The sequence below is a fragment of the Streptomyces sp. Z26 genome, from assembly GCF_003665095.1.
In the GTDB taxonomy this organism is placed as follows: domain Bacteria; phylum Actinomycetota; class Actinomycetes; order Streptomycetales; family Streptomycetaceae; genus Streptomyces; species Streptomyces phytohabitans.
The window spans coordinates 3,506,756-3,522,165 of the sequence record NZ_RCHV01000002.1 but is presented as its reverse complement, the minus strand read 5'-3'; the positions used below and the strand labels follow the sequence as shown (position 1 = coordinate 3,522,165).

Below are 15,410 nucleotides of genomic sequence, written 5' to 3'. Positions count from 1 at the left end.
GTGTGCTCGCTCCTCGAAACTCACCGGGACCCGTTTCGGCCGGGGTCCGCGTACGGCTCAGTTTACCGAGCGGGCGGGCAGGACCCCGCCGCTCTCACGCTGTGAGACGGGCGGCGGAGCCGTCCACGGACGGCCGCCCCGCCGGCCACGGGCCGGAGATCCGGCCGGGCACAACGCAGTGGGCGGGAGCCTCGTCGCACCCGCCCGGCAACGACCCTGCCCCGCTCCCGGACATTGCACACGGAAACGTGCGGCACCTCACAGGGACCCGCCGGACGGACCCGGCGTACGGCCTCCTCGTACGGGACGGGGGAGGTCGGCGGCGGTCAGCGGCGGTCGACGGCGGCGAGATCGATCACGACGGGGAACGGCACGGTCACCTTCAGCTCGTCCCGGTGGACGCCCGTGACGACGTACGCGCGGGTCGCCGGCTCCAGCTCGAAGACGTACACGACGGGCCGCCCGCCGTCGTCCTCCACCCGCCAGAAGTGCGGGATGCCCGCCGCCGCGTACTTGCGCGGCTTGGCGTCCCGGTCGCGGTCCACCGAGTCGGGCGACACGACCTCCACGGCGAGCAGCACGTCCTCGGGGGCGTAGGTGGTCTGTCGCAGGCCGGTGTCCGCCTCGGCCCGCACCGCCATGAGGTCCGGCTCGGGCCTGTTGTTCCGACCGAGGCCGATGGTCATCTCCCGCACGATCTCGTACTCCTCGGGAGCGGCCTGCACCAGGCACCCCTCGAGCACACGCATCGCACGCATGTGGAACTTGGACTGCGGACTCACGAAGACGAGGCTCCCGTCGATCAGCTCCGTGTGCGGAGGCAGATTGGGGAGCCGGTCCAGGTCGTCGGCGGTGTAGCCGCCCACCGGCGGCTGCGGCCACTCGTACTCGGGCTCGACACTCATCGTTGCTCCCATGGGCGGGATACTGGCCGACCGCTTCAGGCTACCCGTCGGAGACCGGCCACCGTTCGCCCGGACGGGTGAGCGCGTACGCGGAGTGACCGCGTACGCGCTCGGAACGGCTGGGGGGAGCGGCCGGTTCAGCCCGGCGTGGACTGCTCCAGCGGGAAGCGCAGCAGTGCGCCGACCCCGTCCTTCAGGCCCGTCCCCGCCGGGGCGACCGCCAGGGTGGCGGAGCTGTCCGCGCAGTGCCGCAGCAGGAACGCCTCGCGGGCCGCCACCGCACCGTCCTCCAGCAGCAGCGTGTCCACGGCGCCCATCTCCGCGGCGGCGGCGACGGCCCGGCCGCCCTCGGCCGCGCGGTCGTGGGCGAGGCCGCTGCGCAGCTGCTCGACGCGGTGCTCCGCGTCGGATGTGCTCTCGTGCGCGGCGATCCGCAGCACCTCGTCGTCCAGCGCCTCGTCGGAGGCGCCCGCGCCCGCGCCGCCGCGGGACGTCTCGGCCACGGGGACGTGCAACGACGCGGGCAGCGCGTCCCGTACGGCCGCGCGGGCCCGCACCTCGCCCGCGAGGATCACCACGCGCGGGTGGAAGGACTCGGCGGTACGGGCCACGTGGTCGGCGACGTCCTGCGCGTTGCGGCTGACGGCGTTCTCCGCGCGGTGGTGGATCACCCGGTGGGAGAGGCCGCCCTCCCGCGGCTTGTGCACGCCCTCCTGTGCGCCGCCCGCGACGTCCTCCTCGGCGCGCACCTGCGGCGTGTGCTGCTCCGCGACGACCTCCTGCCGTACCTGCGCGCCCTCCTGGTCGGCGAGTACGACCAGTGCCCGTACGGCGCGGGCCGCCTCGCGACCGTACGCGCCCAGCTCCGGGAGGTGGCCCCAGTACGCGGCGTCGCCCGTACCGAGGGCGGCGTCCCAGCGCTCGTCCAGGACGACACCGGCCTCCGGGTGGGCGACGACGACGCGGCCGTCGGCCTGGTCGGCACCGGGGGTGCCGGTACGGATCGCCTCCTCGGCGGCGTCCACCGCGCGCGCGTCCGCGCCGTCCGCCTCCAGGCGTTCGCGCAGGGCGCGCCAGCGGAGCCGCACCTGCTGCGCGGCGTCCTCGCCGGGCGCGCGGCCCTCCAGGTAGACGGTGGCGAAGGGGCCGTCGTGCTCGTACACGGGGCGCAGGCTCGCGAGGTCCATCGTCGTCATCCTCCTTGCGTTCGGGCTGGTGGCCGCTGTTTCCCGGACGCGGAACGGCAAACTCCCGGCGGCCGTCCGTCACCCGCGGATCGCGCACAGGCGGGCCGGGACGCGGAGCGGAGAGTGTGCGGAGGGAGCCCGAAAACGCGCCGCGCGCGCGGACGCGTCTTCCGCGCGCCCTGTCATGTGTTCCCACGCGCGCTGTCACGTGTTTCCGCGCGGCCACCCGTTCACAGTCCGGGGGCGCCCCATACGGGGAACCAGCGCGACAGGTCCGGCTCGACGCGGAGGTCGTCCGCCACCGTGGCGCGCACCTCCAGCTCCAGCGCGTTGTCCCGCTTCCCGGCTCCGGGGCCGTCGCCCCCGGAGCCGGGGATCGGGGCGAAGGGATAGAAGGTGCCGCGCTTGTAGAGGTAGACGAGCGCGAGCGGACGGCCGTCGCCCACGCGCGCGAAGCCCATCAGGGAGCACAGCAGCTGCGGCCCGAAACCGCCGTCCTGGAGCAGCGTGTTGACGGCGTGCAGGTCGTTGACGGTGTCCTCCGGGGCGTCGGCGGGATGCCGGGAGAGCAGCCAGGTGTAGCCGTACGCGTCCCTGCTGAACTCCACGGGTACGCCCCCGCGTTCGGTGTCCGCGTCCAGCAGCTCCCGTACGTCCTGCCGCAGCCGGGCGAACGCGCCGCCCTCGACGCTGGCGAAGCAGACGGAGCCGAGGCCGGTCGGCGCGAAGCCGGCGGCCGCCCGCAGGGTGACGGCCGCGGACGGCAGGGCGAAGAGGCGGTCGAGGTCGGGGCGTACCGGCTCGGAGCGGCCGAGGAGCCTGTCCAGGAATCCCACGCGCGTCCCCCTACGGTCGGCCGAGTTGCGCCGAGATGCGGCTCAGCTGGTCCAGGCGCTGTTCCAGCGTCGGGTGGGTGGAGAGGAGCCGTCCCATGCCGCCGCGGGCGGCGAGGGCGGGCGCGAAGTAGAAGGCGTTGAACGGTTCGGCCTGCCGCAGGTCCCGCGTCGGGATGCGCGCCATCTGCCCGCTGATCTTCGTCAGCGCCGCGGCGAGCGCCGACGGGCGCCCGGTGAGGAACGCGGCGGCGCGGTCGGCGGTCAGCTCGCGGTAGCGGGAGAGGAGCCGGGTCAGCAGGAAGCTCAACGCGTAGACGACCGCGCTGACCAGCGGCACGAGCAGGACCAGCGGGCCGAGGTTGCTGTTCCGGCCGCCGCGTGCGAGGCCGCTCCACAGCGCGACACGGGTGAGGGTCCCGGCCAGTACGCCGAGGAACGACGCCACCGTCATCACCGCCACGTCGCGGTGCGCCACGTGGGACAACTCGTGCGCGAGCACGCCCTCCAGCTCGTCCTGCTCCAGCCGCCGCAGCAGGCCGGTGGTGGCGCAGACGAGGGAGTTGCGCTGGTTGCGGCCGGTGGCGAAGGCGTTCGGCACGTCGGACTCGGCGACGGCCACGCGCGGCTTCGGCATGTCCGCCAGCGCGCACAACCGGTCGACGGCGCCGTGCAGTTCCGGCGCCTGCTCGGGGGTGACCTCGCGGGCGCCCATGCTGTACGCCGCGATCCGGTCGCTGAACCAGAACTGCGCCACGAACATCCCGCCCGCGAGCAGCACCACCAGGGGCCACGCGCCCTTCGCGACCACGAGCAGCCCGCCGACGAGGACGACGTACAGCAGTCCGATCAGGAACATCGTCGCCACCATGCGGCTGGTGAGCCCCCGGTCCGGGGCGAAGCGGGTACGCGCTGCTGCCATGGGGCCCTCCGGTCGCGCTCGCGGGCGGGAATGCACCCTCTTCTCCGGACTGTACGCCTTGCCTGTTTTCTGGCGATAAAGACTCTCTGCGGGTCACTGCGGTGCCACCGGGCGCGGGCGGCGAACGGGCGCACGCAGGGCGGCGAACGGGCGTCGGGCGGATGTCGGTGGCCCGCCGCATACTTGCCGCATGACTGCGAACGCGACGGGCCCGCGCCCCCGGCGGAGCCCGGACGCGCGGGCGGAGGCGGGGACGGCTGCCGACCCGTACGCCTTCGTCCGCGCCCCGCGGCTGCCCGGACTCGGCGGCATGGTGGCGTCCACGGTCGGCTACGAGGTGGAACGCGAGGCGGCGGGCCGCGCGCCGGACGGCCGTTCCACGCACCACCCCGGGGACCCCGCGCGGGAGCCGCTGCACCGCGGCCTGCCCTCGCCGTACCTGACGCTGATCTTCTCCCTCCACGAGCCCGTCGTCAGCGGGGACACGGCCGAGCAGGCGCGCGGCCCGGACGCGTACCGCGCGGACGTCCTCCTCGCCGGACTGCACCGCACACCGGCGTTCGTACGCCGCCCGCGCCGCGAGGCGGGCGTGCAGCTCGCCGTGCACCCCCTCGCCGCCCGCGCCCTCACCGGCATGCCCGCCGCCGAGCTGCACCGGCTGACGGCGGACGGCGCGGACGTGCTCGGCGCGCAGGCCGCCCGCGTACGGGAGCGGCTGTGCGCGCTGGACGGCTGGGACGAGCGGTTCGCCGTCCTCACCGGCTATCTGCGCGCCCGTACGGAACACCACGCCCCCGGCGCGGGCGACGCGGCCGGTGCGGGCGTACGGCCCGAGGTGGCCGAGGCGTGGCGCTGGCTGGCGCGGCACCGGGGGGCCGCCTCGGTGGACGGGCTGGCGGCGCACGTGGCGCTGAGCCCGCGACAGCTGAGCACGCTGTTCCGGCGGGAGTTCGGGGTCGGACCGAAGGAGGCGGGGCGCCTGATGCGCTTCGACCACGCGCGACGGCGGATCGCGGACACGCTGCGGGGCGGCGCGCGGCTCGACCTGTCCGCCGTCGCCGCGGACTGCGGCTTCTACGACCACCCGCACCTGGTGCGGGACTTCCGGCAGTTCACGGGGTTGAGCCCGACAGCGTGGATCGCCGAGGAGCACCGGAATATCCAAGCGGGCGGACACCGGAACGACGAAGAGTGGGCCCCATGAACACACCCGCGAACGAAACGCACGGGACGACCCCGGCGGACACCGCCCCCACCGCGCCCACGGCCGACACGACGGCGGCGCGGCCCCCGATGGTGTGGCCGTGCCTCCAGGCCCACGACGCGTCCGCGCTGATCGACTTCCTGACCGGCACCGTCGGCTTCCTGCGCACCGCCGTGCACGCGGACGGCGACCGGGTGGCGCACGCCCAACTCGACTGGCCGGAGGGCGGCGGCGTGATGCTCGGCTCGTACCGGAAGGACGCCGCGTGGTCGCAGCCGCCGGGCACGTTCGGCGCGTACGTCGTGACGGCGGACGTCGACGCGCTGCACGCGCGACTGCGCGCCGCGGGCGTCGAGATGGTCCGCGAGATCGCGGACCAGGACTACGGGAACAGGGAGTTCTCGATCAAGGACCCCGAGGGCAACATGTGGTCATTCGGTGTGTACGCGGGGGAACCTCAGCCGTCGATCCGTTGAACTCTCCCGGTTCCTCCCTCTATGTCCTCTGGCCAGCGCGGTGAGCATCTGCTGTCCTTGTCACAACCCGGGGACAGAGCACAGGGGAAACATGACGAGCTGGTTCAAGAGGAGTAAGGGACCGGATCGGCGAGCCGAGGAGAAGAAGGACACCAACAACCTCGCCGACCCGATATCCAGCGTGCGCAACGACATAGCCCAGTCCCACTACGAACAGGACAATCTGCCGGAAGCCATGGCCATATGGCGCGAGATGGCAGAAGGCGGCAACAACGACGCGACCGCCGGTATGGTCCTCGCGCTCTGCTGCGACGGGCAGTACACCGAGGCCCTGCTGTGGTGGTGGCGCCTCAAGTCCCTGCGGGCCGGGCTCCGGGCCCACGGCCCGGGGACGCAGCTCCGCAGCGAGGGACGTACGGAGGCCGCCGAGGGCTGGTGGCGGATGGCCGCACGCGAGCTCCAGGACGACCGCTGCTGCGAGTACCTCGGCATCGCGCTCCGTGAGCGCGGCCTCGACGTCGAGGCCGACGAGTGGCTCCGCCAGGGCGCCGAGCGCGGCCACGGGGCCTGCGCGCGCGAGCTGGCCGTGCTCTCCTTCGAGCGCGCGGAGAAGGCCACCGACCAGACCGCCCACGAATCCCACGCCACTGAGGCGTTCACGTGGATGCGCGCGGCCGCGGTCGCGGGCGACGCGCGGGCGCGGCTCATCCTCCAGCAGCTGGAGGAGGACGGCCACGGCGCGGACAGCTGGACCGAGGTCGACGAGGCGCAGCGCGAGACGCCGGACCCGGTGGTCCAGGCCGAGCTGGAGGACCAGGCCGACGACGCCCTGGTCGACGACGCGGCGGCGGAACGGGAAGCCGTGCCGGAGCCGGTGACGGCCGGGGCGGACACCGAGGTCGCCGCCGAGGCCGAGTCCGCGTCGGAGGAGGCCGAGGAGCCGGAAGCGGCACCGGAGCCCGTGAAACCGCACCTGCGGCTGGCGGCGAAGCCGCGGCTGGAGGAGCACGACGAGATCGAGGGCGCGGCCTAGGAACCGTCCGGGCGGCGTACGGCACACGGTGCGGCGGGTACGCGGGCGCCGGGGCAGCGGGGTGACCCGCGCCCCGGCGCCCGTGCCGTACGGCCGCCGCCCTGCGTTCAGCCGTCGACGCTCCCCGCCCGTACGCCACCGGGGGCGCCGCCTCCGGCGTCACCCGAGCCCGAGCCCGAGCCCGAGCCCGAGCCCGCGCCCGTACCCGTACGGACCGTGCGCGACGGCCGTTCCACGGCCAGCAGGCGCCGTACGGCCGGGCTGCCGACGAGCGCCACCAGGAACGCCGTCAGCGTAGGGATCACCAGCGCGACGCGCAGCGAGGTGTGCTCGGCGACGTAGCCGAGGACGGCGGGCCCCAGCAGCAGCCCCGTGTAGCCGCACGCCGTGACCAGCGCCAGCGCGCGCCCCACGGAGCCGCCCGCGGCGCCGACGGTGCTGAACAGCACCGGCACCACCGTCGCCAGCCCGATCCCCGCGCACGCCCAGCCCGTCCACGCGCAGACCACGCGCAGCGGTTCGGGGGCGAACGGCGCGGCCAGCACCAGTACGTACCCCGCGCAGGCGTGCAGCCCGGCGAGGCGGATCGTACGGACGGCGCCGAGCCGGGCGCGTACGGGGTCGCCCAGCAGCCGTACGGTCGTCATTGCCACGGCGAACACCATGTACGCGAGCGGGGCGACGGACGCGTCCACGTCGAGCACCCAACGGGCGTGCAGCGCGGCCCAGTCCATCGCCGCGCCCTCGCTCATGTGCCCGGAGAAGGCCACGACGCCGAGCAGGGCGACGAGCCCCCAGCGCAACCCGGAGCCGTTCCCGCCGCCGTCCCCCTTCGGGTCGGCGGCGCCCGCCGCCGCGCCGTCCGGCGTGGGCGGCGCCCCCGGCAGGAGCGCCCGCGCGGCCGGTACGAACGCCAGCGGGACCACCAGCGCCACCGCGACCAGCAGCGTCCGCCCGTCGGCACCGGCCTTCAGGCCGAGCGTGGTGAGACCGCCCGCCGCCGCGCCGCCGAGGCTCCACACGCCGTGGAACGCGGACACGATCGGCCGCCCGTAGCGGTGCTCGACCTCCACCGAGTGGGCGTTCATGGCCACTTCGATGATGCCGACGCCCAGCCCGAAGACGACGGCGAGCACCGCCAGCGTGGCGTACGAACCGGCCAGCGCGGGCCCGAGGAGCACGACGGCCGAGAGCGGTCCGGCCACCCGGCAGATCCGCGCGCTGGACCAGGCGTCGACGAGCCGTCCGGCGACGAGCATCGAGCCCAGCGCGCCGCCGGAGACGAGCAGCAGTACGGAGCCGAGCCGCGCTGGGCCGAGGCCGAGCCGGTCGTCGAGGGCGGGCAGTCCGGACGCCCACATGCCCATGACGAAGCCGTTGAGTGCGAAGAAGGCGAAGACTCCGCCGCGCGCGCGGCGCGCGGCGGCGTCGGGCGCGGAAGGCGCGGGGGCTTTTATGTTCACGCCAAGAGCATAATGCGGCGAGGGGCCTCCGCACAGGGGCCACAATGACCCCGTGAACGACGACGCCCCGGCTCGGACCAGCGGCCAACTCCGCGAACACAACCGCGTACGTCTCCTGCGCGCCGTGCACGACTGCGGCGCGACCCGTACCCGCTCCCGCCTCACCCGCGAACTCGGCCTCGCCCGCGGCACCGCCTCCGTCCTCGTCGCCGGGCTCCACGAGGAACGGCTGCTCGACGAGGCCCCTGCCGCCGCCCCCGCCCGCGGACGCCCCACCCAGGTGCCCGGCCCGCACCCGTACGGCCCGCTCGCCCTCGCCGTCGACCTGCGCGAGGACACCTGGGACCTGGCCCTCTGCCCCCTCGGCGGGCACGCCACCACCGTCGTCGCCGGACGCCCGCACGACGGCACCCCCGGGGGCGCGCTACGGCCGCTGGGCGCCGCCGTACGCGAACAGCTCGCCGGGGAGGCCGGGACGCGCGTCGTGGGCGTGGGCATGTCGGCCGCCGGGCCCGTACGCGGCGGGCGGCTGCTGGACATCCCGCACCTCGGCTGGCGCGACGTGGACGTCGCCGCCCTGCTCGCCCTCGGCCCGTACGCCCCGCCGCTCCACCTCGGCAACGACGCCCGCCTCGCCGGGCTCGCCGAGGCGCGCCGCGGGGCGCTGCGCGGGGTCGGGGTCGGGGTGCACCTGCACGTGGCGTTCGACCTCGGGGGCGCGCTGCTGGTCGACGGCAGACCGCTCGACGGGGCCACGGCCACCGCGGGCGAGTTCGGGCACATGCGGCTCACCGGCGGGCACGGGCGCTGCCGTTGCGGGGCGCGCGGGTGCTGGGGGCTGGAGGTCGGCGGGAACGCGCTGCTGCAGCACGCGGGCCTCGAAGCGGGCGGCGGACGCGGCTGGGACACGGCGGAACGCATCCTCGCGCGGGCGCGGGCGGAGCGGGAGGTACGCGCGGGGCGTACGGGAGGCGGGGCAGGGGCGGCAGGGACGGAACCGTCAGGGGCGGGCGGTGCCGACGTGGGGGACGTCCCGCTGTCCGGGGCCGCCGCCGTGGCCGCCGTCGAGGCGACCGCGCACGCCCTCGGCACGGGCATCGGCAACCTCGTGAACGCCCTCGACCCCGAAGCCGTCACCCTCTCCGGCCTCGGCGTCCCGCTCCACGCGCTCGCCGGGGACACCCTCACGGCCGCCTACCTCGACGGTCTGATGGACGTCCATCGCCGCGCGCCCGCCCGCGTCGTCCCCTCCGCGCTCGGCGCGGACCGCCGACCGGGCGCGCACGGCGGGCCGTTGACCGGGGCGATGGAGGCCGTCTTCGACGCGTTCCTCACCCCGGAGGGCTTGGCGGCCTGGCGTACGGGACCCGGGACCCGGGGCCGTACGGCGCCGACGGCGGCCGGTGACGCCCGTACCACCGCCGAGGCCCGTACCGGCGGCGACGGCCCTACGAGCGGCCCGGCTTGATGCCCAGCGGCGCGGCGATCTCCGCCGCCATCACCGCTCCGGCCTCCGCCTCCAGCTCGCCGTCGTCGCCCTCGGCGTTGCTGTCGGTGTCGAGGCCGTTCAGCTCGTCCAGCGGCGTGTCCAGCCGTACGTGCGCGACCAGGGACTGGAGGGCGCGCAGCGCGGCGGAGGCGGTGGGGCCCCAGTTGGAGAGGTACGAGAACTGCCACCACCACAGGCCCTCGGTCACCCGCCCCGCGCGGTAGTGCGCCATGCCGTGCCGCAGGTCGGTGACGACGTCCGCGAGGTCGTCGGAGATCCGGCAGGCGACCGGCGCGCTGCGCGGCTGGTACGGGTCGAAGACCTCGGTGTAGACGTCGATAGGCTCCAGCAGCGCGGCGAGCCGCAGCCGCATCTCGTCGACGTCCGCCTCGGGACCGACGTCCGGCTCGTACCGCTCGTCCGGCAGGATGTCCTCGTGCGCGCCCAACCGGCCACCGGCGAGGAGCAGTTGGGACAGCTCCAGCAGCAGGTACGGGACCGCGCTGTCCGGGTCGTCGCCCTTCGCGACCTCGGCGACCGAGACGAGGAAGCTCTCGACCTGGTCGGCGATCTGCACGGCGAAGTCGTCGGGGTCGTCCTTGATCGAGTTCAGCGTGGCGTCAGACATCCAGCGTTCGCCTCCCCTCGAAGGCCCGCCCAAGCGTGACCTCGTCGGCATATTCCAAATCTCCCCCGACAGGGAGACCGCTGGCCAGGCGGGTGACCTTCAGGCCCATGGCGGAGACCAGACGCGCGAGATACGTCGCCGTGGCCTCGCCCTCCAGATTCGGGTCGGTGGCGAGGATCAGCTCGGTGACGGAACCGTCCGCGAGCCGGGCCAGCAGCTCCCGTATCCGCAGGTCGTCCGGGCCCACGCCGTCGATCGGGCTGATGGCGCCGCCCAGCACGTGGTACGTACCGCGGAACTCCCTCGTCCGCTCGATCGCGACGACGTCCTTCGACTCCTCGACCACGCAGATGACCGCCGGGTCACGGCGCGGGTCGGCGCAGACGCGGCAGCGCTCCTCCTGCGCCACGTTGCCGCAGACCGCGCAGAAGCGGACCTTGTCCTTCACCTCCGCGAGCACGTGCGTGAGGCGCCGGACGTCGGCGGGCTCGGCCTGGAGGATGTGGAACGCGATCCGCTGCGCGCTCTTGGGACCGACGCCGGGCAACCTGCCCAACTCGTCGATCAGGTCCTGGACCACGCCTTCGTACACGGATCTCCCTCCTTCCTCTCGCCGGACCACGCTTCGACGGTTCCCCGCGTCGCGTGGCGCGCGGAGCGTACGGGCACGGCGCACGGCACGCCGCGCACCGGCCGGAACACCGCCGGAACAGCTCTCCGTACCGTATCCGTACCGTAGTTGCCCGGAGCAGCCTCCGACTAGGCGATGTCCGGGCGACGCGCCTGGGACCGTCCGGGCGGGCGGCCCAGGCGATGTCCCTAGAAGGGCATCCCCGGCATGCCGCCGAGCCCCTGCGCGAGCGGGCCGAGCTTCTCCTGCTGGAGCGCCTGCGCGGCGGCGTTCGCGTCGCGCACGGCGGCGACGACGAGGTCCGCGAGGGTCTCCGCGACCTCCTCGGCGGTGGCGTCCGTCGTGTCCACCGCCTGCGGGTCGACGACGAGGCCCTGGAGGTCGCCCGAGCCGTTCACGGTCGCCTTCACCAGGCCGCCGCCCGCACTCCCCTCGACGGGCGTCTCGGCCAGCTCCTGCTGCGCCGCGGCGAGGTCCTGCTGCATCTTCTGGGCCTGCTGCAACAGCTGCTGCATGTCGGGCTGGCCACCACCGGGAATCACGACTGGGCTCCTGGCTCGTCGACGACGTATGTCCGCGCCCGAGCCTACGTGGTGCGCCGCCGCGGTGGTCCGTTCCGCCCGGTTTCCCTCGGGAAGGGGGCGTTCGACGCGCGGCGGGGGGCGGGCGGGGCGGTGGCACGGCGCGGAGGTGACGTACGGGGGCTGGGGGCGTGCGGGAACGTGCTGGGCGCGCGTACGGTCCGCCCGGCCCGGCTCCCGTACCGCGCGCAACGGCCGTACGTCCCCCGGCCGTTCACCGGAACGGGCGACGGGCGCGGCCGTCCGCGCGAACGCGTCCGACGGCGCTCACCCGTCGTGGTGCAGCTCCTCGATCACCGTCGCGCCCAGCTCGCGGACGATCAGGTCGTGGCCGGACAGGGCCGACTCGTCCAGGTCCGCGTCGTCCTCGGCGGGCATGTCGTCGTCGTACGCCGGACGCGGCGCGGGCGCCGAGGCCGCCGGGCCCCCGGCCGGTGCGGCCGGGGCCGCGGGGGCGGCCTGCGCCGACGCCAGGGCCTGGCGCGCACCGGCCGCGCCGCCGCCACCGCCGGTCGGGCCGGAGCCGCCGGGCGGCGCCTGGGGCGGCTGCCCCGGCGGGAACGCCGGGCCCGCGCCGGGGCCGGGGCCCGGTGCGCCGCCCGCGCCCGTACCGCCCGCGCCGAAGCCTCCCGTACCGGCGCCGCCCGGCGGCGGGGCCTGGCCACCACCGTGGCCACCGCCGTGACCTCCGCCGAAGCCGCCGCCCCGGCCGCCCTCCGGCTGGCCGTGGCCCGCGCCGCCCGACGGGTCGACGATGGCCTCGACCTTCCACTGCACGTTGAGGGCGTCGGAGAGGGCCTGGCGGAGTACGTCCTCGCTGCCGCCGTTCGAAAAGCTGTCCCGCGCGCCCGAGTTGGGGAAGCCGACCTGGAGCGTCGTACCGTCGAACCCGGCGACCTGCGCGTTCTGGCTGAGCAGGATCCAGGTGAAGCGGCGGCGGTTCTTCACGGCCTCCAGGATCTGCGGCCACATCTGCCGCACCTGCGCGGCGCCCTGGGCGCTGTCCGCGCTGACGGCGGGTCCTGGCGACGTGCCGGGGGCAGGGGCCGTACCCGCACCCGTACCCGCGCCGGGGGCCGGGCCCGTACCGGCGGGCGCCGCCGGGGAGTTCGCCCCCGCGCCGCCACCGGCACCCGGCCACGCGCCGGGTCGGCGCGCGCCCTCCGCGGGGGGCGGGGTCCCGGCGCCCGCGCCGGCGGGGGCGGTGGCGCCGGGCCAGGCACCCGGGCGCCGCGCCTCGCCCGCCGGGGCGGGCTCGGCGGCCGCGGGGGGCGGCGTGGGCGGGGCGGCGGGGGGCGGAGTCGGCGCGGGGGGCGGCGCGTCCACCGGGGCGTGGGGCGTGGGTGCGGGTGCGGGCGTGGGGGGCGGCGGCGCGACGGCCGGGCCCGGCATCCCGGCCGCACCCGGCGCACCGGCCATGCCGCCGACACCGCCGGGCACGCCCCGTTCCAACCTGTCCAGGCGCGCCTGCGTGGAACGCTCGTCCCCGTACGCCGCCGGCAGCAGCACCCGCGCGCAGATCAACTCCAGCTGGAGCCGCGGCGACGTGGCACCGCGCATCTCCGTCAGCCCGGCGTTGACCAGGTCCGCCGCCCGGCTCAACTCCGCCGCGCCGAAGACCTCCGCCTGGCTCCGCATCCGCTCGACGACGTCGCCGGGCGCTTCGAGCAGGCCCTTCTCCACCGCGTCCGGGACGGCCGCCAGGATCACCAGGTCCCGCAACCGTTCCAGCAGGTCCGCGACGAAACGGCGCGGCTCGTGGCCGCCCTCGACCACCCGGTCCACGATCTCGAACGCCGCCGCGCCGTCCCCCGTCGCGAACGCCTCGACCACGGAGTCCAGCAGGGCGCTGTCCGTGTAGCCGAGGAGGGCAGTCGCCATCGCGTACGTGACGCCGTCCTCCGCCGCGCCCGCCAGCAGCTGGTCCATGACGGACATCGAGTCCCGTACGGACCCCGCGCCCGCCCGTACGGCCAACGGCAGCACCGCCTCGTCCACCGCGATCGACTCGCTCGCGCACACCTCCGCCAGGTAGTCGCGGAGGGTGCCGGGCGGCACGAGCCGGAAGGGGTAGTGGTGCGTCCGCGAACGGATCGTGCCGATGACCTTCTCCGGCTCGGTCGTCGCGAAGATGAACTTGAGGTGCTCGGGCGGCTCCTCGACCACCTTCAGCAGGGCGTTGAAGCCCGCTGAGGTGACCATGTGCGCCTCGTCGATGATGTAGATCTTGTAGCGGCTGGCTGCCGGGCCGAAGAACGCCTTCTCGCGCAGCTCACGCGCGTCGTCGACACCACCGTGCGAGGCGGCGTCGATCTCGATCACGTCGATCGAACCGGGGCCGTTCCGCGCCAGGTCGCGGCACGAGTCGCACTCCCCGCAGGGCGTGGGCGTGGGCCCCCGCACGCAGTTGAGGCACCGGGCCAGGATGCGCGCGCTGGTCGTCTTCCCGCAGCCGCGCGGCCCACTGAAGAGGTACGCGTGGTTGACCCGGTTGTTGCGCAGCGCCTGCTGGAGGGGGTCGGTGACATGTTCCTGGCCGATGACCTCGGCGAAGGACTCGGGGCGGTAGCGGCGATACAGGGCGAGGGACGACACGACACCGACGATATAGGCCGCCACCGACATCCGGGTCCGGCCACGGCCCCCGACCGCACACCCGCACCACCCGGCGGGCCGCACGGACCGGCCGTACGGCCGGTGGGACCCGTACGCGCGACCCGCACGCCCGCAGCCCCGGAACGCAAGGACCCCCCACGCACCCGCCAGAGCCCTCCTACCCTTGCTGCCTTCCGGCCCTGGGGGAGTTCAGAGAGATAGCGCCACGTGAGGGGCTGCGCTCACCGTACCCGATGACGGCACCGGGGATCGAGTTCGCGAGCACCCTCCGACGTCTTGTACTGTTCTCCACGGAGGATTCGCCTAGTGGCCTAGGGCGCACGCTTGGAAAGCGTGTTGGGGGCAACCCCTCACGAGTTCGAATCTCGTATCCTCCGCCCAGCCTTCACCGGGCTGTCACGAAGGCCCCGACCGGTCCGCCGGTCGGGGCCTTCGTCGTTGGCCCGCGACGACCACTGCCGGTCGCCGTGGGCGACCGGGTCGGTACGGGGCAGGCGCTCGCCGAGTGCGGCAACTCCGGCAACTCCTCCGAGCCGCACGTGCACTTCCCACTCAGGGCAGGCCCCGACTCGGAGGTCGCGCGGGGCCTGCACTTCGAGTGGCAGTACCTCGACGACGAGCGGGCGGAGCACACCCGAGTCCCGAAGGACGGCACGTACTTCACCCCACCCCCGGCTTGAGGAGTACACGCCCGTCGGGCCCCGTCGCTCGCGCGACGGGGCCCGACGGGGGTGGGGGGGTCAGGCGGGGAGGGTGGCGAGGCGGTGCTTGGACTTGCGGGCCGCCCAGGCGACCACCAGGAGGGCGAGGCCCAGCAGCGGGTAGCCCATCACGACCTTGGCGACGCCGAGGGAGCCCACCTCGTCGGCCTCGTAGAGGTACAGCTGGACGGCGAAGCGGGCGCCGAAGACGGTGGCGAGGACGAGGGTGGCGATGTCGTAGTAGCGGCGCGAGACGGGGTCGGTGCGCCAGGCGTCGCCGTGGCCGGTGGCGGCGTTCCAGAGGACGCCGGCCAGGGGGCGGCGGGCGAGGACCGAGGCGAGGAAGAGGAGTGCGCCGCCGAGGCTGGCCCAGATGCCGATGAGGAAGTAGTCCTTGGCGGAGCCCGTGTACCAGGAGACGCCCGCGGCGACGGCGACGCCGAACACGCCGCCGAGGGCGGGCTGTACGGATTCCTTGCGCCAGAGTCGTTCGACGCCGATGCCGACCGCCACCGCCATGGCGGCGATGGTCGCGGTCCTGAGGCCACGGGCGCCGTTGGCGGCGACGAAGGTCACGACGGGCAACGTCGAGTAGACGAGGCCCCGGGTGCCGCCCATCTGGTCCAGCGGTGTCGCCTGCTTGCGGCGGTGCGCGGGGGCCTGCTGGGGCGGGGTGAGGGTCATGGTCTCTTCGGTGCGCGGCGTGTTCATGGTGAGGTTCTCCGGGTTCGGGTGGGGACG

At 75.0% G+C, this 15,410-nt stretch carries 15 protein-coding genes, 1 tRNA gene and 1 other RNA gene; 6 read left to right on the top strand and 11 right to left on the bottom strand.

The genetic code is table 11. The features are described from left to right. Positions 1-326: 326 nt before the first annotated feature. The 4 genes from D7M15_RS15685 to htpX form a co-directional block, all read right to left on the bottom strand. A complete protein-coding gene (locus D7M15_RS15685) occupies positions 327-905 on the bottom strand; it encodes a Uma2 family endonuclease (RefSeq protein ID WP_121518083.1) in 579 nt (192 codons plus the stop codon). A 137-nt stretch (positions 906-1,042) separates the two neighbouring features. Beyond that, a complete protein-coding gene (locus D7M15_RS15680; RefSeq protein WP_121518082.1) occupies positions 1,043-2,092 on the bottom strand; it encodes a hypothetical protein in 1,050 nt (349 codons plus the stop codon). Between the two features lie 230 nt (positions 2,093-2,322). Continuing rightward, positions 2,323-2,928: a hypothetical protein gene (locus D7M15_RS15675; protein WP_121518081.1), complete on the bottom strand. Its 606-nt coding sequence runs from the start codon at positions 2,926-2,928 to the stop codon at positions 2,323-2,325. Positions 2,929-2,938: 10 nt separating this feature from the next. Continuing rightward, entirely contained in the window at positions 2,939-3,847 is a 909-nt protein-coding gene (gene htpX, locus D7M15_RS15670; protein ID WP_121518080.1) for a zinc metalloprotease HtpX, read from the bottom strand. Between the two features lie 190 nt (positions 3,848-4,037). On the opposite strand from htpX, the gene D7M15_RS15665 reads away from it, so the two are divergent. From D7M15_RS15665 to D7M15_RS15655, 3 genes are all read left to right on the top strand, one after another. Beyond that, on the top strand, positions 4,038-5,051 hold the full coding sequence (locus D7M15_RS15665; RefSeq protein ID WP_240649325.1) for a helix-turn-helix domain-containing protein: 1,014 nt from the start codon (positions 4,038-4,040) through the stop codon (positions 5,049-5,051). A gap of 89 nt (positions 5,052-5,140) precedes the next feature. Continuing rightward, a complete protein-coding gene (locus D7M15_RS15660) occupies positions 5,141-5,527 on the top strand; it encodes a VOC family protein (protein ID WP_240649664.1) in 387 nt (128 codons plus the stop codon). Positions 5,528-5,618: 91 nt separating this feature from the next. Then, entirely contained in the window at positions 5,619-6,560 is a 942-nt protein-coding gene (locus D7M15_RS15655) for a hypothetical protein (RefSeq protein ID WP_127201756.1), read from the top strand. 107 nt (positions 6,561-6,667) lie between these two features. On the opposite strand, the gene D7M15_RS15650 is transcribed toward D7M15_RS15655, so the two are convergent. Continuing rightward, positions 6,668-8,023 (bottom strand): MFS transporter, encoded by a 1,356-nt coding sequence (locus tag D7M15_RS15650; protein WP_206337373.1) that lies wholly within the window; start codon positions 8,021-8,023, stop codon positions 6,668-6,670. Positions 8,024-8,075: 52 nt separating this feature from the next. On the opposite strand from D7M15_RS15650, the gene D7M15_RS15645 reads away from it, so the two are divergent. Then, positions 8,076-9,491 (top strand): ROK family protein, encoded by a 1,416-nt coding sequence (locus D7M15_RS15645; RefSeq protein WP_121518078.1) that lies wholly within the window; start codon positions 8,076-8,078, stop codon positions 9,489-9,491. On the opposite strand, the gene D7M15_RS15640 is transcribed toward D7M15_RS15645, so the two are convergent. From D7M15_RS15640 to ffs, 5 genes are all read right to left on the bottom strand, one after another. Further along, positions 9,472-10,140: a DUF5063 domain-containing protein gene (locus D7M15_RS15640; protein ID WP_121518077.1), complete on the bottom strand. Its 669-nt coding sequence runs from the start codon at positions 10,138-10,140 to the stop codon at positions 9,472-9,474. The genes D7M15_RS15645 and D7M15_RS15640 overlap by 20 nt on opposite strands. Then, on the bottom strand, positions 10,133-10,732 hold the full coding sequence (gene recR / locus D7M15_RS15635; protein ID WP_121518076.1) for a recombination mediator RecR: 600 nt from the start codon (positions 10,730-10,732) through the stop codon (positions 10,133-10,135). Before recR ends, D7M15_RS15640 begins: the two co-directional genes overlap by 8 nt. Positions 10,733-10,959: 227 nt before the next feature. Beyond that, a complete protein-coding gene (locus D7M15_RS15630; protein ID WP_121518075.1) occupies positions 10,960-11,286 on the bottom strand; it encodes a YbaB/EbfC family nucleoid-associated protein in 327 nt (108 codons plus the stop codon). Positions 11,287-11,619: 333 nt separating this feature from the next. Then, positions 11,620-13,947: a DNA polymerase III subunit gamma and tau gene (locus D7M15_RS15625; RefSeq protein WP_165906265.1), complete on the bottom strand. Its 2,328-nt coding sequence runs from the start codon at positions 13,945-13,947 to the stop codon at positions 11,620-11,622. Positions 13,948-14,094: 147 nt separating this feature from the next. Beyond that, positions 14,095-14,185, bottom strand: an RNA gene (ffs, locus tag D7M15_RS15620) — signal recognition particle sRNA small type. Between the two features lie 75 nt (positions 14,186-14,260). Between ffs and D7M15_RS15615 the strand changes: the two genes are divergently transcribed. After that, positions 14,261-14,345, top strand: a tRNA-Ser gene (locus D7M15_RS15615). 90 nt (positions 14,346-14,435) lie between these two features. Next, positions 14,436-14,648, top strand: a complete 213-nt coding sequence (locus tag D7M15_RS15610; RefSeq protein ID WP_206337372.1) for a M23 family metallopeptidase — start codon at positions 14,436-14,438, stop codon at positions 14,646-14,648. Positions 14,649-14,708: 60 nt separating this feature from the next. On the opposite strand, the gene D7M15_RS15605 is transcribed toward D7M15_RS15610, so the two are convergent. Next, a complete protein-coding gene (locus tag D7M15_RS15605; protein ID WP_346428811.1) occupies positions 14,709-15,380 on the bottom strand; it encodes a DUF3159 domain-containing protein in 672 nt (223 codons plus the stop codon). Positions 15,381-15,410 lie beyond the last annotated feature (30 nt).

What these genes read in the sequence shown, in the direction of transcription:
- D7M15_RS15605 (WP_346428811.1), bottom strand. Translation starts at nt 15,380, where the DNA reads ATGAACACGCCGCGCACCGAAGAGACCATGACCCTCACCCCGCCCCAG.
- htpX (WP_121518080.1), bottom strand. Translation starts at nt 3,847, where the DNA reads ATGGCAGCAGCGCGTACCCGCTTCGCCCCGGACCGGGGGCTCACCAGC.
- D7M15_RS15640 (WP_121518077.1), bottom strand. Translation starts at nt 10,140, where the DNA reads ATGTCTGACGCCACGCTGAACTCGATCAAGGACGACCCCGACGACTTC.
- D7M15_RS15665 (WP_240649325.1), top strand. Translation starts at nt 4,038, where the DNA reads ATGACTGCGAACGCGACGGGCCCGCGCCCCCGGCGGAGCCCGGACGCG.
- D7M15_RS15655 (WP_127201756.1), top strand. Translation starts at nt 5,619, where the DNA reads ATGACGAGCTGGTTCAAGAGGAGTAAGGGACCGGATCGGCGAGCCGAG.
- D7M15_RS15685 (WP_121518083.1), bottom strand. Translation starts at nt 905, where the DNA reads ATGAGTGTCGAGCCCGAGTACGAGTGGCCGCAGCCGCCGGTGGGCGGC.
- D7M15_RS15680 (WP_121518082.1), bottom strand. Translation starts at nt 2,092, where the DNA reads ATGGACCTCGCGAGCCTGCGCCCCGTGTACGAGCACGACGGCCCCTTC.
- D7M15_RS15660 (WP_240649664.1), top strand. Translation starts at nt 5,141, where the DNA reads ATGGTGTGGCCGTGCCTCCAGGCCCACGACGCGTCCGCGCTGATCGAC.
- D7M15_RS15630 (WP_121518075.1), bottom strand. Translation starts at nt 11,286, where the DNA reads ATGCAGCAGCTGTTGCAGCAGGCCCAGAAGATGCAGCAGGACCTCGCC.